Genomic DNA, 20,445 nt, shown 5'->3' on the forward strand with positions numbered 1-20,445 from the left:
CGCGCGCGCTGCGGAAGACGTCCAATGGATCGCCTACGATCTTTTTTGCTTGCTCTTCATCACCGCACAGGCGGGAATCCGCTTCCAACTTTGAAAAGCATGAAAAGAAAAAGCTGGATTCCCGCTTGCGCGGGAATGACAGCCGAAGAAGCCTCACGCCGCCGTTCCACCGACCGTCATTGCATCGATGCGCAAGGTCGGCTGGCCGACGCCGACCGGCACGCTCTGCCCTTCCTTGCCGCAGACGCCAACGCCTTCGTCGAGCTTGAGGTCGTTGCCGATCATCGACACGCGCGTGAGCACTTCAGGCCCCGAACCGATCAAGGTCGCGCCCTTGACCGGCCGCGTCACCTTGCCGTTCTCGATCAGGTAGGCCTCGCTCGCCGAGAAGGTGAACTTGCCGTTGGTGATGTCGACCTGGCCGCCGCCGAAGTTGACCGCATAGAGTCCGCGTTCGACCGACGCGATGATCTCGCCCGGATCGTGCTTGCCGGCGAGCATGTAGGTATTGGTCATGCGCGGCATCGGCAGATGTGCGAACGATTCGCGGCGGCCGTTGCCGGTCGAGCGCTGGCCCATCAACTGCGAATTGAACTTGTCCTGCATATAACCCTTGAGGATGCCGTCTTCGACGAGCACCGTGCATGCGCTCGGCGTGCCTTCGTCGTCGACGCTGAGCGAGCCGCGCCGGTTTGCCAGCGTGCCGTCGTCGACGACGGTGACGCCCGGCGCGGCGATGCGGTCGCCGTAGCGGCCGGCAAAGGCGCTCGTGCCCTTGCGGATGAAGTCGCCCTCGAAGCCGTGGCCGATCGCCTCGTGCAATAGCACGCCGGGCCAACCGGGGCCGAGCACCACGGTCATGCTGCCCGCCGGCGCCGGCACCGATTCGAGATTGACCAGGGCCTGGCGCACCGCCTCGCGCGCGAAGCCGTGCGCGCGCCCGTCCGCGAGCAGTTCGCGGTAACCGTAGCGGCCGCCGCCACCGGAACTCGCCGACTCGCGCCGGCCATTCTTTTCGGCGATCACGTTGACGTTCATGCGCACGAGCGGACGCACGTCGGCCGCGAGCGTGCCGTCCATCGCCGCGACGAGCACCGTGTCGAGCGTCGCCGACAAGCTCACGATCACCTGGGTGATGCGCGGATCGAGCGAACGCGTGTATTTGTCCACTTCACGCAGCAGGGCGATTTTTTCTTCGTTGCCGATGCTCTCGACGGGATCGAGCGGCGGATATAGCGCCTGCGCCTCGCGTGCGCTGAGCGCATGCGCGGCGCGATCATTGCCCGACTGCGCGATCGCGCGCGCACTTTTCGCGGCGGTCAGCAGTTCCGGCAGCACGATCTCGTCCGAATAGGCAAAGCCGGTCTTCTCGCCGCTCATCGCGCGCACGCCGACGCCCTGCTCGATCGAGTGATTGCCTTCCTTGACGATGCCGTCTTCGAGCATCCACGACTCGCTGCGCGAATGCTGGAAATACAGGTCGGCCGCATCGATCGACGGCCCGACCAGGGAGGCGAACACGCGGTCGAGATCGGTGGCGGCGAGTCCGCCGGGCATAAGCAGGCGTTGTTCGGCAAGAGTCAGCAGGGTCACGGGGTTTCCTTGAAACGATTCGATTGAAGCGGGTGCTGCGGGCACCGGAAGCGATGCAACGCTCGCATCCGGCATGACGCCAACCGCCACACAGGTGCGGCACAAGGTAACAAATGGGTCGTAACGTGCAAGTTTCAAACGCTTTCTTGCGCCAACGGGGGGCTGCGCGGCCGTCATCGCACCCACTTGTTCGCTTTCAAGACTGCAAGCCTGTGCTATAACCGGGGCGCTGGTGTCATTGTGCAAGTGGGATTCGCATCGTTCCAATCAACAGGAGAAGATCATGCAAATACGCAAACTCGTACTCCACCTCGCTCTCGCCGTCGCCGCCGGCGGCCTCGTCCTCGCCGGCTGTACCACGACGCCGAACAAGGCCAATTCCGCCGCCACCAATGCGTCGAAACGGCAGGCCATCGATGCCGACGTCAACGCCACGCTGTCGCGCGCCTACACGCTCGTACCCGGCTCGCGCGAACTGATCGCGAAGGCCAGCGGCGTGCTCGTGTTTCCGAACGTGATCCAGGCCGGCCTCATCGTCGGCGGCGAGAGCGGCAACGGCGCCCTGCGAGTCGGCGGAAACACCCAGGGCTACTACAACACCTCGTCGATCTCGGTCGGCCTGCAGGCCGGCGGTCAGTCGAAAGCGGTGATTTTCCTGTTCATGACCCGCGATGCGCTCTCCGACTTCCGCAAGTCTTCCGGCTGGTCGGCCGGCGCCGGTGCGTCGGTCGCGGTGGTCAAGGTCGGCGCCAACGGCGCGGTCGACACGAACACGGCCACCGCTCCGGTCGACGTCATCGTGCTGACCAACGCCGGCCTGATGGGCGATCTGTCGGTCGACGGCACCAAGGTCACCAAGCTCGATCTTTGAGCGCAGAGCAACCGCGCCTTCTCGGCAACCAGCGCAACCGCAACGAAATCCGGGGCTCAGCCCCGGATTTCGTTATCCAGTAACGGCACCCGCCTGCTTCGCTGTTCTGTTCCGTCGAGTCTTCCGTCGCTCAACAACGACGGGGCTAGCGCCGATAGCGCACGTATAAGCGCTTGAGCAGGTACAAAAGCTTCCCCGATAAACCACGTTCCTGCGCCTGCAGCAGGTTCGCGTTCTCGGCGAACAACTGTTGCAGGCGATTGTCGCGGTGCGCGATCAAGTCGCGCAGTTCGGCGACGTCGGCGGCGCTCAGTGTGTGGCCCGCGACATAGCGCTCGGGCAATTGGCGATTGACGTAGTGAGTGGAGTGCTTGCCCGCTGCCTCTTGCTCCGGCCGATTCTTGGTATAGAAATACAGCGCAACCGACTTGCGCGAGCGCAGCGTCTGGCCGTCGCCCGAAACGATCATGTCGAAGCCGTGCCAGCTGTGCTCGGTCGTCTCAAAGATCACGCAGCGATTGAACACGGGCGCGATGCGCGCGGCCGGCTTCGCGTCCGTATACGGATCGCGCCACAGTTCTAGATTGCCGCCCCAGCCCTCTTCCCAACCGTGGTTCAGATACACGATCAGGTTGAGACGTCGGTGCCAGCGCTCGCTTGGGTGGTAGTTGAAATCGATATGCGCCTGCAGCAGTTGGCCCGAACGGTTCTCATGCGTACCGCCGCCAAGATAGAACGGATCGTAGAGCAGATCGTCGATGCCGGTGATCGTGCCGATGAGCTTGAGGAATTCTGCACTTTGGATCGCCGTGTCGAGTTCGCGGTAATGCGCGCCGAGTACGCTCATGCGTTCGACGGTCGATTTGCCGCCGGGTCGGCCATCATCGCCGATATTGTTGCCTCGCTCGAATGCGGGAAATTCGTCGAGCAGTCGCCGGGCGAAATCGGGCGCGAGGAAATTCTCGATCACGATGTGGCGAAACGGCTGCGCCTCGGCGAATCGCGTGCCAAGGCGCGCGGCGTCGCGCGACACATCGGAATTAAAAACTTGGTCGATCATGAATGAAAGTGTTGGCGACAGCAGGTAAAAGTGTTGCAGTTTGTACGAACGGGTAAAAGCCCCGCGCCGACGAGCGCGGGCCGGTTTATCGGGCGCGGCTTTGGTGTGCGCTCAAAGGCGGGAATAAACGACACAGAGAAACGGCGCAGCGCCGACCGCCGAAGCAAGTCCGTTGGTGGCGACACGCATGCGCCGATGCAGCGGGGCTGATGTCCAGGCCAAGCATAATTGCAAGTATTGCGCGAAGACTTGCAAGCCGATAAGGATCAAGGCATTGTGCACGAATTCAAACGGACGTTCGATATTTCATGCCAGCCGCCGCGCAGACTCCGCCCGCGTCCAACACGTATTTTCCGCATCTTTTCACCGCGCTCGATCTCGGTTTCACCAGCTTGCCGAACCGCGTGCTGATGGGTTCGATGCACACAGGCCTTGAGGATCGCGCACAGGATTTCGCCAAACTCGCGGCCTATTTCGCCGAGCGCGCACGCGGCGGCGTCGGGCTCATGGTAACGGGCGGCATCGCGCCGAACGTCAAAGGCTGGCTCAAGCCGTTCGGCGGCCGGCTGTCCCTGCCCTGGCACGTCGCGCGGCATCGCAAGATCACCGCCGCCGTACACGCCGACGGCGGCAAAATCTGCCTGCAAATTCTGCACGCCGGCCGCTATGCCTATCAGCCGCTGTCGGTCGCACCGTCGCGGATCAAGTCGCCGATCACGCCGTTCACCCCGCGCGCGCTGTCGACACGCGGCGTCGAACGCACCATCGACGATTTCGCCGGCTGCGCGAAGCTCGCCCAGGACGCCGGTTACGACGGCGTCGAGATCATGGGCAGCGAAGGCTATCTGATCAACCAGTTCGTCGCCGCGCGCACGAACATGCGCACGGACGACTGGGGCGGCAGCGTCGAGAACCGTCAGCGATTCGCGGTCGAGATCGTGCGCCGTACGCGCCAGGCGGTCGGGCCGAACTTCATCATCGTCTATCGCCTGTCGATGCTCGATCTGGTCGACGACGCGCAGAGCTGGGACGAGATTGTGCAGCTCGCGAAGAAGATCGAAGCGGCCGGCGCGTCGATCATCAACACCGGCATCGGCTGGCACGAAGCGCGCGTGCCGACGATCGTCACCAGCGTTCCACGCGGCGCATTCGCCTGGGTGACGCGCAAGCTCAAAGGCGAAGTCGCGCTGCCGCTGATCGCGACCAACCGCATCAATATGCCCGAGGTCGCCGAGAAAATTCTCGCCGACGGCGATGCCGACATGGTGTCGATGGCGCGTCCGCTGCTCGCCGATGCGGATTGGGTGAACAAGGCGCGCGCCGGGCGCAGCTCGCGCATCAACACCTGCATCGCCTGCAACCAGGCCTGCCTCGATCATGTGTTCGAGACCAAGCTCGCCTCGTGCCTGCTCAATCCGCGCGCCTGCCACGAAACCGAACTGATCGTGCAGAAAACCGCCGCGCCGAAGAAGATCGCCGTCGTCGGTGCCGGGCCGGCCGGCCTCGCCTGCGCCACGACTCTGGCCGAGCGCGGCCATGCAGTGAGCCTGATCGACGCGGCTGCGGAGATCGGCGGCCAGTTCAATCTCGCCAAGCGCATTCCGGGCAAGGAGGAATTCTCCGAATCGCTGCGCTACTTCGGCCATCGCATCGAAGACACCGGCGTCGACTTGCGCCTGAACACCACGGCGACGGTCGAATCTCTAGGCGGTTTCGACGCGGTCGTGCTCGCCACCGGCATCACCCCGCGTGCGCTGAGCCTGCCCGGCGCCGACCATCCGACGGTGCTCAGCTACGTCGATGTCGTGCTCGGGCGCAAACCCGTCGGCAAACGCGTCGCCATCGTCGGCGCCGGCGGCATCGGCTTCGACGTTGCCGAGTTCCTGACCCAGGCTGCACCGTCGCCGACGACGGACATCGCGCGCTGGTCGCACGAATGGGGCGTCGATCCGAGCTATGCGCAGCGCGGCGGCCTGGCGAGGCCGATGCCCGAGCCCGCCGAACGCCAAGTGTGGCTGCTGCAGCGCACGCCGGGGGCGCCCGGCAAGCGCCTCAACAAGACCACCGGCTGGGTGCACCGCGCCGCGCTGAAAATGAAAAACGTGAAGATGATCGGCGGCGTGAACTACGAGCGCATCGACGACGCCGGCTTCCACATCACGATCGACGGCGTGGAGCAATGTATACAAGTGGACAACGTCGTCGTCTGCGCCGGCCAGGAACCGCGCCGCGATCTCTACGCAGGACTTCAGGCGGCAGGCATCGCAACCCATCTGATCGGCGGCGCCGACGTCGCCGCCGAACTCGACGCCAAGCGCGCAATCGCGCAGGGAACGCGGCTCGCGGCAACGCTTTGATCGCGCCGCACGAACCGCGCTCCCGCACGTTCCCCCTGCCGGAAGATCAATCGTCGTTCGCGTCCATGTAGCCGCTGCCCGACACGGCGTCGATGCGTCCGTACGCGCCATGCGCTTCGTCGCCGGGGCCCGCGGCATAGAACAGCGTATCGACCGGCTGGCTGGCGAAGCCGTTGCCGAAGCTGATGCCCCACAAGCCGTCGATCTCGATCGGCCTGCGCTGTGAGTCGCGCAGGCTGCCGAGCGGCAGGCCGAACGTCTGATCGTACGCATTGATGTGGCCGTCGCCGAAATTGCCGACCAGCAGGCTGCCGCCGAAGCGGCCGAAACCGGCCGGTGCGAGTGCGATGCCCCACGGCGCATTGAGCAGACCGCGCGAAGCGACGCGGCGCAGCAGTCTGCCGTTCGGATCGTACACGTCGACATAGCCGAGACCGGGGCCGCTCACGTTGTCCGTTTTGGCGGCGTCCTGCTTGGCGTAGGTGACGTAGACATCGCCGTTGATCGCCGCGATGCCGAACGGCGCGTAGCCTGAAGGAATGCGCGGATCGGTGAACGCCCCTGCGGGCAGAGTGACCGGGCTGAATTTGGCGTCGAATACATCGACTTTGGCATTGTGAAAATCGGTTGCGTAAAGCAGCTGCCCGCTGCCTCCCGCGCTGAGCGCGAGACCTTTGTAAATCGCGCCTCCTGCCGAATTGTCGACCGCGCGCAGCGCATGTGCCGTATCGACGTTCGGCGCCCAGCCGGCGATGACGCCGTCTTCGGTGGCGAAGATGAAACGGCTCGGTCCGCTCGTGCTGCCGTTGCTCACGGTGAATCCGTTCGATGCGTTGAAGACGATGCCGGTCGGGCTGCCGCCGTCGGCCACGGTCGGACTGGGAATCGCGACGACGAGCGAGGCGGGATTACCTGCACCGTCGTACAAGGTCGAAGTGCCGCTGTGATTGTTCGCGACCCAGACCACGGCGGTCGGATTGAAGGCGATGCCCCAGGCGTTGACGAGGTTCGGATCGGTATGGTCGGCGGGAATCGAACCGTCCGAAACCAGCGTATGCACTTGATACGCGCTGTTGTCTCTCGCCAGCACTGGCGTGGCGCCGGCGATGGCGACTCCAGCGACAACGAATGCGGCAACGAGGCGCGTGCGGGGTTTGAAAAAAGACATAGCAATCTCCGGTTGACTGCCCCCTGATTGCGCTACCACAGCACGTTGGTGGCGGTGGCAAAGGTTTATTCCGCCTTGTGCGCTACAGGTTCAATCCACGGATCGATGTGACGCGCATCGCACGTCGACACAACACACGGTAATTCCCATCCACGCGACGTCTCCACAACCACGCGCTCGGCTAATATGACCGCACCCGCTGCCACAGATCGGAAATGCACGCATGCAATGCCGCCTCGCTCTCGCACTTGCGTTGACTGTGTTCGCTGTTGCTTGCGCCCCGGCGCAGAAACCGGACCCGGCGCCGTTCTTCCATATCGACCCGGTGCGCCCGGTTGCGGAATTGTTGCCGGCCGCGCTGGCGGCAAAACCGCCGGCCGAGCAAGGCGAATTTCGCCAATCCGATCTGGTCGAACTCGTCACCCTCGACCCGGCAATCAAACTCGACATTCGCTACGCAACGACGCGCAATTTCCTCGGCACGCCGCTCTACAGTCAGGCGCGCGCGTTTCTGCAGCGTCCTGCGGCGGAAGCACTCGTACGCGTCGAGCATGCGTTGGCGCAGGACGGCTACGGCCTGCTCGTGCACGACGCCTACCGGCCGTGGTACGTGACCAAGATATTCTGGGACGCAACGCCGCCCGACAAACATGAGTTCGTCGCCGATCCGGCCACCGGCTCGCGCCACAACCGCGGCTGCGCGGTCGACCTGACTTTGTACGATCTGAAAACCGGCAAGGCCGTCGAGATGCCGAGCCTCTACGACGAGATGTCGAAGCGCGCCTACCCGAGCTACGCCGGCGGCACCGAAGCGCAGCGCGCGCGGCGCGAACTGCTGCGCCGGCGCATGGAAGCCGAGGGCTTCAGCGTCTACGAATACGAGTGGTGGCACTTCGACTATCGCGACTGGAAATCCTACGCGATCGGCAATCAGCGTTTCGAGGACATCTCCGCCGCGCGCTAGAAAGGAGAGCTGCGAATCCGTACCGAATTCGCAGCTCCGCCGCACCTGCGGCAAACCGAACGCTGTGGCGGCATCACCCCGCTCTCGGAGGATTGCGGAACTCGATCGCCGCCATCGCGATTCAACGTGGCGATGCCTTGGACGAAGCTGAGCGGGCGAGCGTCGCAGCGCGGCGCGCTGTTCCGCATGCCGGCCCGAAGCGGAGCCGGCAGCGGAAGCCAAAGAGAAAGGAAACCGGACCGCAGCGCTTAGAACCTCAGGCGCAGGTACGCCGAGGGTCCGTTGAGACGCATGTCGAGATCGCCGTCGATCGATTTGCGGTTGGCGTTGAGGCGGACGCGCGTGGCCGCGTACTCGGCGCCGATGCCGATGTTGTGCCACGGGAACCATTCCACGCCGAGCGCGGCGTTGTAGATGTGGCCGCCGAGCCTGCCCGAATTCTTCTTCACGCCGGACGCGTCGAGATAAACACGCAGTTGGTCGGAGAACGCATGGCGATAGCCCAGGGTGACCAGCGGCGCGAACGCGTCCTCGGTATAGCGATAGTCGGCCGAATAATTCTGGCCGTTCACGGTCGCCGAAGCCGACAGGCCGGCCTTGACCTTGTAGTAGGCCGCGCCGATGCCGACGCCGAAGACGTCGCTGTCGCCGCCGAACCACCAGCGGTACGAGGCATTGCCGATGTCGACGGTGAACTTGCCGCGCGCCATCGCGTTCGGCACGACGTTGCCGCCGCCAAGATCGAGCGGACTGCCGAGGGTCTCCGTGCGGCTGCGATCGAAACGGTAGTAATCGAACGACAAGCCTTGCGTGCCGAACAGAAGGATATCGATGCGCGCGCGCGGCAACGTCGTATTGCCGGCATCGTATTTGAGTTTGCCGCTGTCGAAACCCGCGCTGCGGTCGCGCACGGTGAAATCGAGCTTGGTGTCGGGATAGTAGGCGCCGAGCCAGATGCTGACCGGGTCGAGCGCGAGCGTGGAATCCGCGGCGCGCGCGCCGACGGACCATGCGCATAGTGCAGCGGAAAAAGAAACGGCAAAAAAGCGAACAGGCAAACGTGTCATTTAGGACTCCATGGAGTTAGGCAACAGCCCCTCCCCCTCGAGTCCGCCATGCATCGCAACCTGCCCGGCGGAACACAGGCGCACGATCGTTCCATCCGCACACCTCGCAACGCTTCGATGGTAGGCCGATTCGGCACAGCGATGCAACGACGAAGTTCGCGATACGACAAACGCATTCCCGTCGAGCGGCGACGCAATCGCTGTTAGAGTGCGGCGTTCCGACCGCTATGCGAGCCGCAGACGATGTCCATTGCATTTTCCCGCCTGCTGTTGTCGATTGCATTTTGCACGATACCTGTCGTCGCCAATGCGGCAACGGAAGGCCATGCGACCGAGGTCGATCCACGCATCGGTACGGGCGGCGACGGGCATACTTTTCCGGGTGCGACCGTGCCGTTCGGCATGATTCAGCTTTCGCCCGACACGGCGATGCCGAACTTCAAGCAGGCCTACAAATGGGCGGCCGGCTACCAATACGGCGACACGTCGATCCTCGGCTTCTCGCATACGCACTTCTCCGGCTCGGGGCATTCCGATCTCGGCGACGTCTTGCTGATGCCGGGCAGCGGCGAGGCGAAGCTGGAGCCGGGCGATCCCGCGCAACCGGGCAGCGGCTATCGTTCGCGCTACATGCACGACGACGAAGTCGTGCAGGCGGGCTACTACGCGGTGACGCTGACCGATGCGGGCGTGCGCGCCGAACTGACCGCAGGCAGCCGCATCGGCTGGCATCGGTATACTTTTCCACAAAGCAAGCCGGCGCATCTGCTGCTCGATCTGCGTCCGAGTATCTACGACTATCCGGGCAAGGTGCTCTGGTCGTCGTTGCGCGTGCGCGGCGACGGCACGATCACAGGCTGCCGCACGACGCGCGGCTGGGCGCCCGGACGCGAGCTGTGTTTCGCGATCCGCACGTCGCAGCCGATGCGCACGCGTACGCTGTACAACCGCGAAACCGACGTCGCCTACAAGGGTTTCAAAGGCCCCGGCAATCAGGCGCAAGATCGCGATGCGCAGCAAGGCCGAGCCCTCGTCGGGGTTTTCGAGTTCGGCGAGCTGAAGGCGCCGCTGATCGTCAAGGTCGCGATCTCGTCGGTCAGCGAAGCCAACGCGATCGCCAATCTCGATCGCGACGGCAGCGGCTGGGATTTCGACGCGCGCCACGCCGAAGCGACGGCCTCGTGGAATGCCGCGCTCGCCGCGATCGACATCGATGCGCCCGCGCCGATGCGCACGAGTTTCTACACCGCGCTGTACCACGCGATGCTGTCGCCTGCGCTCGCCTCCGACGTCAACGGTGAATATCGCGGCCCGGACAATCAGGTGCATCGCATGCAGGACGGCGAGTTCTACTCGACCTGGTCGCTCTGGGACGTTTATCGCGCACAGCAGCCGCTGATGGTGCTGCTCAAGCCCGAATCGAGCGCGCAGTTCGTGCGCTCACTGATCGCCGCACGCGAAGCGAGCCCGTTCGGCATCCTGCCGGTGTGGGCATATCAGGGCCTGGAAACCTGGTGCATGATCGGCTACCACGCCGTCGCGGTGATCGCCGACGCCTATGTCAAAGGTGTGCGCGGTTTCGACGCTGAGCGGGCGCTTGCGGCGATGGTCGCGAGCGCGAGCTACGCGCCCTACGGCGGCCTCGGCGACTATATGAAGCTCGGCTGGGTGCCGATCGACAAGGAGCCCGAAGGCGCCTCGAAGACGCTGGAATACGCCTATGACGACTGGACGATTGCACAGATGGCGCGCGCGATGGGCAAGAGCGACATCGCCGCGAGCTTCGCCAAACGCGCCGGCAACTGGCGCAATGCCTGGGACGCGCAGACCGGCTTTATGCGCGCGCGGCTCGCCGACGGCAAGTTCAAGCAGCCGTTCGATCCGGCCGCGGTCGGCTACGGCAGCGACTACACCGAAGGCAACGCCTGGCAGTATTCGTGGTACGTGCCGCAAGACGTCGCCGGATTGATCAAAGCGTTCGGCGGCGACGAAAAATTCATCGCCAAGCTCGACCAGGTGTTCGACGCGAAAGTCGATCCCGCGCAGTTCAAGCACGTCGAGGACATCACCGGCCTGATCGGCTGGTATGCGCACGGCAACGAACCGGGCCATCACACGGCCTATCTCTACGACTACGCGGGCGCACCGTGGAAAACCCAGGCGCGTCTGCAGCAGATCATGGACAGCCAGTACGCGCCGCGGCCCGACGGCCTCGCCGGCAACGACGATCTCGGCCAAATGTCGGCCTGGTACGTATTCACCGCGCTCGGCTTCTATCCGGTCGCGCCGGGCAGCGACGAATACGCGATCGGCCGGCCGTTCGTCGAGCGCGCGGCGATCCATCTGAGCAATGGCAAGATGTTCACGATATCCGCCGCACCGCTCGACGCGGCGCATCCCTTTGTCGGCAAGGCGACGCTCAACGGTCAGCCGCTCGAACGCAGTTGGTTGCGCCACGGCGAACTCCTCGCGGGCGGCGAGCTGCACTTCGAGATGCAGGCACAGCCGAACAAGTCTTGGGGCGTCGCGCAAAAGGCACGGCCATCGTCGCCGACAGCCGGCAAGTAACCGACGATGCCTGCGGAAAAACACGCCACGCCGCTCGCGCTGCGCATTGCGCTGCTCGCCCTATTCACCGTCGCCTTCGTGCGCGGCATCGGCCTCGTGCTGCATGCGCCGCTGCTCGGACTGGCGAACAACTACGACCAGATCCGCTTCAGCATGTGCCTCGACCTCGCGCCACACCGCCCCGGTGTCAGGGCCGATGCGGGCAACGCGCCCGCGCCGCTGCGCTTGTATTCCTTCCAAAGCATATCCGACTCCTGCTACTGGACATCCGACCTGCTCCTCACCGCGCCGCTGAGCTGGGCATGGCGCGTAAGCGAACATTTCAGCGGGCCGCCGGTGCATTCGATCCGCAAGCTCGGCGTGCTGCGCGTGCTCGTCTGGTGCCTGGTCGGCGCGTGGGCGGCACGCGCATGGATGAAAGCCGGTTCGCCGACCGCTGCGCTCGCGAGTCTCGCCGCACTCGCCTTCGTCGTCTTCGATCCGGCGAACTCGCTCTACTTCAATTCGTTCTACGCCGAACCGGCGGCCGTGCTCGGGCTTTACCTCTGTTTCGCTTCGGTCCCGCTCGCTCTGATGCGGCCCGGGCGAGGCGCTTATTTCGCGGTCTTGTTGGGCGCCTGCCTGCTCGCGACGAGCAAGATCCAGCACGTCGCCCTGCCTGCGCTACTCGGCTTCGCCGTCTTGGTGATCACCTGCGGCAACGCGCGCACGCTGGCCTTGCTCCTGTGCGTCGGCAGCGTGGTCGGAGCCACGGCTGCCGCGGTCAATCGCCACCAATCTGCGGGACTCATGGACGGCATCGCCACGACCAACCGCGGCGACTTCGTGCTCGGCCCGCTGTTGCTCAACGTCGACGATCCGAAAGAGACCGCCGCGCGCCTCGGCGTGAGCGAAGCCTGCGCCGCCTACGCAAGCCCGGCCGGCGTGTATCGCGTACCGGCGCCGTTCGAGCGCACCTGCAGCGGCATCAAGGAACTGTCCGACGCGCGCGCACGGCTTGCGCTGCTGATGCAACCCGTTGCACTCGCGCGCGCCTTCGCGCAGATGCCGGACAAGATGCTACCGTGGATTCCTGATTACCTCGGCCTCGTGGAAGGCGAAGAGCACGGCTCGCTGCCCAGTTCGCAGCCAAGTCTCTCGCAATGGTTCGGCACCGGCGCGGCAACGGCGACTTTCCTCATGTGCCTGCCGTGGCTGATCCTGCTCGGCGCTCTGCGCCTGCGCGCGAGTCCCGCGGCGCGTGCGTATCTCGCGATGTGCGCCGTCGCCTCGATCGGCGTGCCGATGGTCGCCCTGTTCGGCGACGGCTACTTCGAATTCGCCAAGCACTCGCACCTGGCTTTCAGTTGCGTGCTGGCCAGCCTCTGCCTGGTCATCGCGTGGGCGGCATGCCGTTGGCTGCCGCCACGCGATGAGGCGAGAACCGGCGGCGCAAGCTGAGCGCACCGGCCGGTCCTTTGCCGTCTTCTACCCGCGCTTGCTAATCGGCACGAACTTCTGGTCTTCCGGTCCGATGTAGTTCGCGCTCGGGCGGATAATCTTGCCGTCGATGCGCTGCTCGATCACGTGCGCGCTCCAGCCCGAGGTGCGCGAGATGACGAACAGCGGCGTGAACATCGCCGTCGGCACGCCCATCATGTGATAGCTCACCGCGCTGAACCAGTCGAGGTTCGGGAACATCTTCTTGATTTCCCACATCGTCGACTCAAGACGCTCGGCGATGTCGAACATCTTCGTGTTCTCAGCTTCGTTGGACAGATCGCGCGCGACTTCCTTGATCACCTTGTTGCGCGGATCGCTGACCGTGTAGACCGGATGGCCGAAGCCGATCACGACTTCCTTGTTCTCGACGCGCTTGCGGATGTCGGCCTCGGCTTCGTCGGGCGTGTCGTAGCGCTTTTGGATTTCGAACGCGACTTCGTTCGCGCCGCCGTGCTTGGGACCGCGCAGCGCGCCGATCGCGCCGGCGATGCACGAGTAGAAATCGCTGCCCGTGCCGGCGATCACGCGCGCGGTGAACGTGGACGCGTTGAACTCGTGCTCGGCATAGAGGATCAGCGAGGTGTGCATCGCACGCACCCAGTACTCGCTCGGCGCTTTGCCGTGGAGCAGATGCAGGAAATGGCCGCCGATCGAATCGTCGTCGGTCTCGACCTCGATGCGCTTGCCGTTGTGGCTGTAGTGATACCAGTAGAGCAGCATCGAGCCGAGCGAGGCCATCAACTTGTCGGCGATGTCGCGCGCGCCGGGGTGGTTGTGGTCGTCCTTCTCGGGCGACACGCACCCGAGCGCGGACACACCCGTGCGCATCACGTCCATCGGATGCGCCGACGGCGGCAGCTGTTCGAGTGCGGCCTTGACCGAGGCCGGAATGCCGCGCAGGGCGATCAGCTTGGTCTTGTACGCGGCAAGCTCGGCGGCAGTCGGCAATTTGCCGTGCACGAGCAGATGCGCGATCTCCTCGAACTCGCATGCCGTGGCGACATCGAGGATGTCGTAACCGCGGTAATGCAGGTCGTTGCCGCTGCGGCCGACCGTGCACAGCGCCGTATTGCCGGCCAGCGTGCCGCTCAAGGCCACCGATTTCTTCGGCTTGAAGGGGGTTTGCGCATTCGTTTCGCTCACTTCGTTCTCTCCTTCGTTGTATTCCTGAGCCCGGGTCGCAAAGCACGCTCGCCGCGGGCCGCGTTTCAGTTGACGAACATTTCGGCCGCCGCGATCTGCGGACAGCGCTCGACCGGTTTCACCAGTTGCGTGTAGCGTTTGTAGCCGATCGGATTCGGGTCGCTGTACATCCAGCATTCGTCGAGGGTCGAGCAGAAGCAGATGTCGATCGTCATGCGTTTCTCTGCCTGCGCGCGGAACTGTTCCCAGCGCGCCGTCTGCTTTTTCTTTTCGTCCTCCGACGCACCGACTCTGTCGTTGAACTTGATCGCCCTGAGCTGCTCGGTCGGCGTCAGCACGCTCGGATTGATCGTCGATTGCGAGAATCCGTGCGGCTCCAAACCGAGAAGTTGCAGCACCTGATTCCAGTTCGGCTGCGGCTTGCCGTCGATGAAAATCTGCGCACTGCGCACGATGGCCGGGCCGACGCCCTTGTTGACGAGGACGAACGACTGATCCTCGTCGTAGTTGCCGCCTTCGAGGTAAGGCCACACCTGCGCGCGCACCTGTTGGCGCTGGATCGAGGCCGTGTAGGCGGAAACGCACAGGGCGAGAAAACCGATCAGCGCGGCAACGACTGCAGCGAGCGCGTCCCAGTTGCGCGGCGCACGAGACGCCGCGCCCGCATCGGGTCTCGGCCCCCCTTCAGCCATGGGGTTTTTCCGCGGCGAACAGTTCGTCGAGCTTCTGCTCGTAGCGGTGGTAGCCGAGGAAATCGTAAAGCTCCTCGCGCGTCTGCAGGGTCGGCAGCGCGGCCTTCTGCGTACCGTCGCGGCGCGTGATCTCGTAGAAATTCAGCGCGGCCTTGTTCATCGCGCGATACGCACCGCAGCAGTAGAGCGCGATATCGACGTTCACCGATTTCAATTCCTCGGTGGTGAAGAACGGCGTCGAGCCAAATTCGGTCAGATTGGCGAGAATCGGCACCTTCACTGCGGCCTTGAACTTGCGGTAGTCGTCGAGCGTCTTCATCGCCTCGGGGAAAATCATGTCGGCGCCCGCCTCGACGTAGGCCACGGCGCGCTCAATCGCCGCGTCGATGCCTTCGACCGCCGCGGCGTCGGTGCGCGCCATGATGACGAAATCGCGATTGGTGCGCGCGTCGACGGCCGACTTCACCCGGTCGACCATTTCTTCTTTCGGCACGACCTCTTTGCCCGGACGATGGCCACAGCGCTTCTGTCCGACCTGGTCCTCCATATGTACGGCGGCGACGCCGACATTGATGAACGAACGGATCGTGCGCGCAATGTTGAATGCGCCGCCCCAACCCGTATCGATATCGACCAGCAGCGGCATCTGTGTCGCGTCGACGATACGGCGTGCGTCGGTGAGCACGTCCTCCATCGTCGAAATGCCCAGATCGGGCATGCCGAGCGAATTCGCTGCAACACCGCCGCCCGAGAGATACAGAGCCTTATAGCCGACGCGCTTGGCCATAAGACCGGCATACGCGGTAATCGCCCCCATGACCTGCAAAGGCGATTCGGCGGCAAGCGCTTCACGAAACTTCCTGCCGGCGGACGACGTGCTCATGCGAATCTCCTTGAAGACGGGCCGCAGATTTTACCATCAAGCCCGATCCGCTCTTGATCAAACCGCTCAAGTCTTGGGATATTCGCCGCCGCGCGCATCGTCGATCCGCACCACATGCCGAACGCGCCGGCACGCCCAAAGGATGAATTGCAACGACACCCGGGGCACAATAGGCCCGTGGGGGGAATAGCCGACAGTTCGATTTGAATGGAGTAGTCGATATGAAGATGTCTCTTTTCGCCCGTTTTCGCAGCGTTGGCTGGGTGTTGATCGTTCTGCTGCTCGTCGCGGGCCGCGCGAGTCATGCCAGCCCCATCACCCAAGGTACCTATACGGGCATCTATTCCGGCGACGACTACGGAACGGTGACGATTGCCATCGACGCCCAGGGCAACGTGACCTGCGATTTCTTGAGCACGCCGAAGTTCCTCCATTACCGGTCCAGCGGCACGGAAAACCCGACTTCATACTTGATCTCGTGCAATTCGGCGAGTTCGGCTTCCTATTATTGGTCTGCCGCAAGTAACCCTTCCAGTATCCCCACCAACTCCATCGTCGGCTACTGGGGAGGGAACGTTAACGGGACACAGATCAGCGGCAATTTCACCGCCAACTATTCTTCCGTCAGCGTCGATCCGGCCGGCTCTCTCAACACTGCGTCGTACGCGGGACTCTGGTATCAACCCCAATACACCGGCACGGGATTCAACGTGCTGCCTTCAAGCGCGGGCCTGCTCGTCACCTACTTCGGCGTCGATGCTAACGGCAAGTTGCTCTGGCTCGTCTCCGATACCGGCCCGAAGACCATCACCATCGGCACGCCGATCACGTTGAACATGAGCTATTCGAGTTCCGGCACGTTCCAGGCACCGGTGCGAACCCCGGTGCCCTGGGGTACCCTGTCGCTGACTTTCACGAGCTGCAGCAAGGCCACGGCGACCCTGAACGGCAAGGACGGCAACCTAACCGAAAGCCTTGTCATGCTGACGGGCGCGGCCGGAATGCCGGGCTGCGATTAATCGAGGACACACTCGTCGGATCGGGGCAGATGCCCCGCATCCGGGTACGGCCATCGTGGGCCTCAGCCACCGACATCCGGCCCACGCTTGAGCGCATTGCGCACTTCCTCAAGCGAACCCGGATCGTCGAGGGTGGAAAGGTCGCCCGGATCGCGGTCTTCGGCGAGTGCCTGCAGCGAACGTCGCAATAGTTTGCCAGAACGCGTCTTCGGTAGCGCGTTGACGATATAGACGCGCGCCGGCTTGGCTACGCCGCCGAGCATCTCGACGACGCGTTGCTGCATGCCGCTCGCCGCATCGCGTTTGTTCGCCGCGTCGGCAACCGCCGCCTTGAGCGTCGCGAAGACGATCGGCACCTGCCCTTTCAACTCATCCTTGACACCGATCACTGCGGCTTCGGCGACGCTGGCGAAACTCGACACCGATTCTTCGATCTCGCGCGTGCCGAGGCGGTGGCCGGCGACATTGATGACATCGTCGGTGCGGCCGAGGATATAGGTGTAGCCGTCCTCGTCGCGGATCGCCCAATCGAGCGAGGAGTAGAGCAATTCCTTGAAATGGGAAAAATAGCTCTGCAGGAAGCGCGCATCGTCGCGCCAGATCGTGGTCATGCAGCCCGGCGGCAGCGGCGGCACGGCGACGAGTACGCCCTTCTCGTTCGGCGCGCAGTCGAGCCCGGTCGTCTCATTGATCACTCGATAGCGGTAGCCGAAATTCGCCAGGCCCGGCGAGCCGAACTTGATCGGCTTGAGGTCGAACCCCGGATGCAGACACAGCGCGGGCCAGCCGGTTTCGGTCTGCCAGTAGTTGTCGATGACCGGCTTGCCGAGTCCCGCGGAAATCCACTTCGCGGTCGGCTCGTCGAGCGGCTCTCCGGCAAGGAAGAGATACTTAAGCTCGGATAGATCGTATTTGCGCAAAAATGCCGCGTCGTGTTTCTTCAGCACGCGGATCGCGGTCGGCGACGAGAACATCGTGCGCACGCGGTACTTCTCGCAGAGTTGCCACCAGATACCCGCGTCGGGGCTGACCGGCAGACCTTCGTAGAGCAGCGAGGTCGCGCCCGCGATCAGTGGCGCGTAGATGTTGTAGCTGTGGCCGACCGCCCAGCCGACATCCGATGTCGAGAACATCGTCTGCCCCGGCCCCACATCGAAGATCGCGCGCATCGACAACGCCAGAGCGACGAGATGACCGCCGACGTCGCGCTGCACGCCCTTCGGCTTGCCGGTCGTGCCCGAGGTGTAGAGGATGTAACTCGGCTCATTCGATTCGAGCCAGGCGACCGGCACCTCGGCGTCTGCATACGTCTTGCGCAATTCGGCATAGTCGAGATCGCGGCCGGCGAGGCGCTGCAGGTCGCGGTCGATCCCGCGCGAGACGATCAGCACGTGCGGCGGCGGACTCTTCGCCTCGGCGAGCGCCGCATCGACGAGCGGCTTGTACGCAATCGCCTTGCCGCCGCGCATGCCCGCATCGGCCATGATCAACAGCTTCGGCTGCGCGTCGTCGATGCGCAGCGCCAGATTGTGCGCGGCGAAGCCGCCGAACACGACGGAGTGGATCGCTCCGAGCCGCGCACAGGCGAGTACGGCAAACACCGCCTCGGCGATGTTCGGCATATAGATCACGACACGTTCGCCTTTGGCGACGCCGAGCGACGCGAGCACCGCGGCGAACGTGTTCACCTCGCGGTACAGCTCGCGATAAGTCACTTCGCGCGTGACGCCGGTTTCGGTCGAAACGGCGACGAGCGCAAGTTGATCGCCACGCGCGTCGACATGCCGATCGACCGCGTTGTAGCAGGCATTCGTCTCGCCGCCGACAAACCATTTGCGGAACGGCGGGTTCGTGTAGTCGAGTATTTTTTGCGGCGGCTTGTGCCAGTGAATCAGCTGCGCCTGCTCGCCCCAGAACTCCTCGGGGCGCTCGATCGAACGGCGATATTCGGATTCGTAGCTCATGGCACACTCCAATCCCAAAGCGATGGTCCGCAATCGAACGATATTTGCAAAGGCGCACAACGCAAAGTAGGCCGCCCTTCGCCAACGATCTCACAGTTCCGGGCCAAGGTCGCTTGCGACTTTGGATCAATTGCGCCAAGTCGTCTATGCTCGTATCGGGTACTTTCTTTCGGGGAAAAGCATGTCTTTGAATTCGTTCTTCGGGCTGTCTGCCCGACGCCCGCTCTTTGGCTCGGATCAGGCCGTCGCTGGCCGCGTGTCGCAGCGGCTCGGCTCGGCCCGCGCGCAGGTTTCGCGTGCGATCTGCGCTTCGGCGCTGGCCTTGCTTGCGTCGGCCGCAAGCCCGATCCCGGCCCTGGCCGCGGCAACCGCCGACGCGCCTCGACTCGCGGGACACGAGCTGCGCTTCGATGCGGCCGGCAATCTGCTGCCGTGGATCGACTGGAACACCGCACTCGACCGCGAAATGCGCTTCTACGAAACCGCGCCGCTCGACCACGGCTACCCGGTTTTCGTCACGACGACCTTTCTCGACGGCAATTGGAAACCGACCGAGCGCGACGACACGATTCCGGCAACGCAGAACGCAGCCGGCATTCTTTCCTATCTGAAGTTCTACGCGTTGCGCGGCAAGCACAACCCGCGCACGCTCGCCATCGCGCGCGCGATGGGCGACTATCTGATCGAGCAGGACCTGACGCCTGCCAGCGGGCCGTATCCGCGATTCCCGCATTCGACCGGACGGCGCCAGCACTTTCCGCAGCCCGCGGACAGCGGCTCGCAGAATGATCGGCCGTACGAAATCCAGCCCGACAAGGGCGCGCTCGCAGGCTACGCGCTGCTGCGGCTGTACGACGCTACCGGCGAGAAAAAGTACCTCGACATGTCGCGACACATCGCCGACGTGCTCGCGAAGAATCAGATCGACGGCGATGCGACGCACTCGCCGTGGCCGTTCCGCGTCGACACTCGCAACGGTGAAGCGCGCGGCCCGGTTTCGGGCAATCTCGTCTTCGCACTGCGCCTCTACGACGAGTTGGTTGCGCGCGGCGATATCCAGTTCAAGCCCAAGCGCGACGCACTCTGGCGCTGGATCAAGCAAACGCAGATTCCGAGCGCGGCCGGCAACGGCGCACTGTTCGCGCAGTTTTTCGAAGACCATGACAATCCGGCGAATCGCACCGCCTGGGCGCCGCTGAGCCTTGCACGCTATCTGCTCGAAAAGCGCTCGGCGCTCGATCCGGACTGGCGCGCGGACGCGAAAACCCTGATCGATTTCGTGCGCCGCGATATGACCCACGTCGAGTTCGGCGTGCGTGTCTGCCACGAACAGGACGAAGACCACGACGCCTGGGGCGGGGTCAATTCGACCTACGGCGCGGTGCTGGCGATGTATGCCAAGGCGACCGGCTCAAGCGAACTCGCGCGCGAAGCGCGCGCCGCGCTGAACTTCGCCGCCTACGCCATCGACGAGCAGGGCCGCGCGCGCGACTTGCCGACGCATGCCGAACTCGGCGGATGGCAGGAAGACGCCCATACCGACGTCATTCACAATTTCGTCGACGCGATCGAGGCGTACCCGGACTGGGCCGCCTCGATGCGCTGAACCCGCCG

At 64.1% G+C, this 20,445-nt stretch carries 16 protein-coding genes; 8 read left to right on the top strand and 8 right to left on the bottom strand.

Features of this window, described 5'->3' with window-relative positions; translation table 11 throughout:
- Window positions 1-153: 153 nt before the first annotated feature.
- Window positions 154-1,593: a metalloprotease TldD gene (gene tldD / locus FFS30_RS11015; RefSeq protein ID WP_137913175.1), complete on the bottom strand. Its 1,440-nt coding sequence runs from the start codon at window positions 1,591-1,593 to the stop codon at window positions 154-156.
- A gap of 283 nt (window positions 1,594-1,876) precedes the next feature.
- On the opposite strand from tldD, the gene FFS30_RS11020 reads away from it, so the two are divergent.
- Window positions 1,877-2,464, top strand: coding sequence for a YSC84-related protein (locus FFS30_RS11020; protein WP_137913176.1), 588 nt, complete (start codon window positions 1,877-1,879; stop codon window positions 2,462-2,464).
- 145 nt (window positions 2,465-2,609) lie between these two features.
- On the opposite strand, the gene FFS30_RS11025 is transcribed toward FFS30_RS11020, so the two are convergent.
- Window positions 2,610-3,311, bottom strand: coding sequence for a 2OG-Fe(II) oxygenase (locus FFS30_RS11025; protein ID WP_249352385.1), 702 nt, complete (start codon window positions 3,309-3,311; stop codon window positions 2,610-2,612).
- Here FFS30_RS11025 and FFS30_RS24235 point away from each other — a divergent pair.
- Both FFS30_RS24235 and FFS30_RS11030 read left to right on the top strand, forming a co-directional pair.
- Window positions 3,291-3,530 (top strand): hypothetical protein, encoded by a 240-nt coding sequence (locus FFS30_RS24235; protein ID WP_249352387.1) that lies wholly within the window; start codon window positions 3,291-3,293, stop codon window positions 3,528-3,530. The genes FFS30_RS11025 and FFS30_RS24235 overlap by 21 nt on opposite strands.
- Window positions 3,531-3,832: 302 nt before the next feature.
- The gene (locus FFS30_RS11030; protein ID WP_137913178.1) at window positions 3,833-5,881 is read left to right on the top strand and encodes an NADPH-dependent 2,4-dienoyl-CoA reductase; all 2,049 of its coding nucleotides are present in this window, start codon (window positions 3,833-3,835) and stop codon (window positions 5,879-5,881) included.
- 46 nt (window positions 5,882-5,927) lie between these two features.
- Here FFS30_RS11030 and FFS30_RS11035 read toward each other — a convergent pair whose 3' ends face one another.
- Window positions 5,928-7,049 carry a TIGR03118 family protein gene (locus tag FFS30_RS11035; RefSeq protein WP_137913179.1) on the bottom strand — a complete coding sequence of 374 codons (1,122 nt, stop codon included), beginning with the start codon at window positions 7,047-7,049 and terminating at the stop codon, window positions 5,928-5,930.
- A gap of 223 nt (window positions 7,050-7,272) precedes the next feature.
- Between FFS30_RS11035 and FFS30_RS11040 the strand changes: the two genes are divergently transcribed.
- Complete coding sequence (locus FFS30_RS11040) at window positions 7,273-8,013, top strand: M15 family metallopeptidase (protein WP_137913180.1); 741 nt, start codon at window positions 7,273-7,275, stop codon at window positions 8,011-8,013.
- A 248-nt stretch (window positions 8,014-8,261) separates the two neighbouring features.
- On the opposite strand, the gene FFS30_RS11045 is transcribed toward FFS30_RS11040, so the two are convergent.
- Window positions 8,262-9,080 carry a hypothetical protein gene (locus tag FFS30_RS11045; protein WP_137913181.1) on the bottom strand — a complete coding sequence of 273 codons (819 nt, stop codon included), beginning with the start codon at window positions 9,078-9,080 and terminating at the stop codon, window positions 8,262-8,264.
- Between the two features lie 243 nt (window positions 9,081-9,323).
- On the opposite strand from FFS30_RS11045, the gene FFS30_RS11050 reads away from it, so the two are divergent.
- A complete protein-coding gene (locus tag FFS30_RS11050; protein ID WP_137913182.1) occupies window positions 9,324-11,648 on the top strand; it encodes a GH92 family glycosyl hydrolase in 2,325 nt (774 codons plus the stop codon).
- 6 nt (window positions 11,649-11,654) lie between these two features.
- Window positions 11,655-13,088 carry a hypothetical protein gene (locus tag FFS30_RS11055; RefSeq protein ID WP_137913183.1) on the top strand — a complete coding sequence of 478 codons (1,434 nt, stop codon included), beginning with the start codon at window positions 11,655-11,657 and terminating at the stop codon, window positions 13,086-13,088.
- Window positions 13,089-13,115: 27 nt separating this feature from the next.
- On the opposite strand, the gene prpC is transcribed toward FFS30_RS11055, so the two are convergent.
- The 3 genes from prpC to prpB all read right to left on the bottom strand — a co-directional run bounded on the left by prpC (window position 13,116) and on the right by prpB (window position 15,848).
- Window positions 13,116-14,273 carry a 2-methylcitrate synthase gene (gene prpC / locus FFS30_RS11060; RefSeq protein WP_137913184.1) on the bottom strand — a complete coding sequence of 386 codons (1,158 nt, stop codon included), beginning with the start codon at window positions 14,271-14,273 and terminating at the stop codon, window positions 13,116-13,118.
- A gap of 65 nt (window positions 14,274-14,338) precedes the next feature.
- Entirely contained in the window at window positions 14,339-14,965 is a 627-nt protein-coding gene (locus tag FFS30_RS11065) for a hypothetical protein (protein WP_137913185.1), read from the bottom strand.
- Window positions 14,958-15,848: a methylisocitrate lyase gene (gene prpB / locus FFS30_RS11070; RefSeq protein WP_137913186.1), complete on the bottom strand. Its 891-nt coding sequence runs from the start codon at window positions 15,846-15,848 to the stop codon at window positions 14,958-14,960. The genes FFS30_RS11065 and prpB overlap by 8 nt, the downstream gene beginning before the upstream one ends.
- A 221-nt stretch (window positions 15,849-16,069) precedes the next feature.
- On the opposite strand from prpB, the gene FFS30_RS11075 reads away from it, so the two are divergent.
- Entirely contained in the window at window positions 16,070-16,867 is a 798-nt protein-coding gene (locus FFS30_RS11075; RefSeq protein WP_137913187.1) for a hypothetical protein, read from the top strand.
- A 62-nt stretch (window positions 16,868-16,929) separates the two neighbouring features.
- Here the strand turns inward: FFS30_RS11075 and prpE are convergent, their stop codons facing one another.
- Window positions 16,930-18,831: a propionate--CoA ligase gene (gene prpE, locus FFS30_RS11080; RefSeq protein ID WP_137913188.1), complete on the bottom strand. Its 1,902-nt coding sequence runs from the start codon at window positions 18,829-18,831 to the stop codon at window positions 16,930-16,932.
- Between the two features lie 181 nt (window positions 18,832-19,012).
- Here prpE and FFS30_RS11085 point away from each other — a divergent pair, with 181 nt between their 5' ends.
- Complete coding sequence (locus tag FFS30_RS11085) at window positions 19,013-20,437, top strand: hypothetical protein (RefSeq protein WP_137913189.1); 1,425 nt, start codon at window positions 19,013-19,015, stop codon at window positions 20,435-20,437.
- The last annotated feature ends 8 nt before the right edge of the window (window positions 20,438-20,445 follow it).

This window comes from Rudaea sp. 3F27F6 (genome assembly GCF_005503555.1).
Lineage (GTDB): Bacteria > Pseudomonadota > Gammaproteobacteria > Xanthomonadales > Rhodanobacteraceae > Rudaea.

Coding starts and splice junctions, on each gene's coding strand:
- FFS30_RS11050 (WP_137913182.1), top strand. CDS start 9,324: ATGTCCATTGCATTTTCCCGCCTGCTGTTGTCGATTGCATTTTGCACG.
- FFS30_RS11030 (WP_137913178.1), top strand. CDS start 3,833: ATGCCAGCCGCCGCGCAGACTCCGCCCGCGTCCAACACGTATTTTCCG.
- FFS30_RS11025 (WP_249352385.1), bottom strand. CDS start 3,311: ATGAGCGTACTCGGCGCGCATTACCGCGAACTCGACACGGCGATCCAA.
- FFS30_RS11035 (WP_137913179.1), bottom strand. CDS start 7,049: ATGTCTTTTTTCAAACCCCGCACGCGCCTCGTTGCCGCATTCGTTGTC.
- prpE (WP_137913188.1), bottom strand. CDS start 18,831: ATGAGCTACGAATCCGAATATCGCCGTTCGATCGAGCGCCCCGAGGAG.
- FFS30_RS11040 (WP_137913180.1), top strand. CDS start 7,273: ATGCAATGCCGCCTCGCTCTCGCACTTGCGTTGACTGTGTTCGCTGTT.
- prpB (WP_137913186.1), bottom strand. CDS start 15,848: ATGAGCACGTCGTCCGCCGGCAGGAAGTTTCGTGAAGCGCTTGCCGCC.
- FFS30_RS11075 (WP_137913187.1), top strand. CDS start 16,070: ATGAAGATGTCTCTTTTCGCCCGTTTTCGCAGCGTTGGCTGGGTGTTG.
- FFS30_RS24235 (WP_249352387.1), top strand. CDS start 3,291: ATGCGCGCCGAGTACGCTCATGCGTTCGACGGTCGATTTGCCGCCGGG.
- FFS30_RS11045 (WP_137913181.1), bottom strand. CDS start 9,080: ATGACACGTTTGCCTGTTCGCTTTTTTGCCGTTTCTTTTTCCGCTGCA.
- FFS30_RS11065 (WP_137913185.1), bottom strand. CDS start 14,965: ATGGCTGAAGGGGGGCCGAGACCCGATGCGGGCGCGGCGTCTCGTGCG.
- FFS30_RS11020 (WP_137913176.1), top strand. CDS start 1,877: ATGCAAATACGCAAACTCGTACTCCACCTCGCTCTCGCCGTCGCCGCC.
- FFS30_RS11055 (WP_137913183.1), top strand. CDS start 11,655: ATGCCTGCGGAAAAACACGCCACGCCGCTCGCGCTGCGCATTGCGCTG.
- FFS30_RS11085 (WP_137913189.1), top strand. CDS start 19,013: ATGTCTTTGAATTCGTTCTTCGGGCTGTCTGCCCGACGCCCGCTCTTT.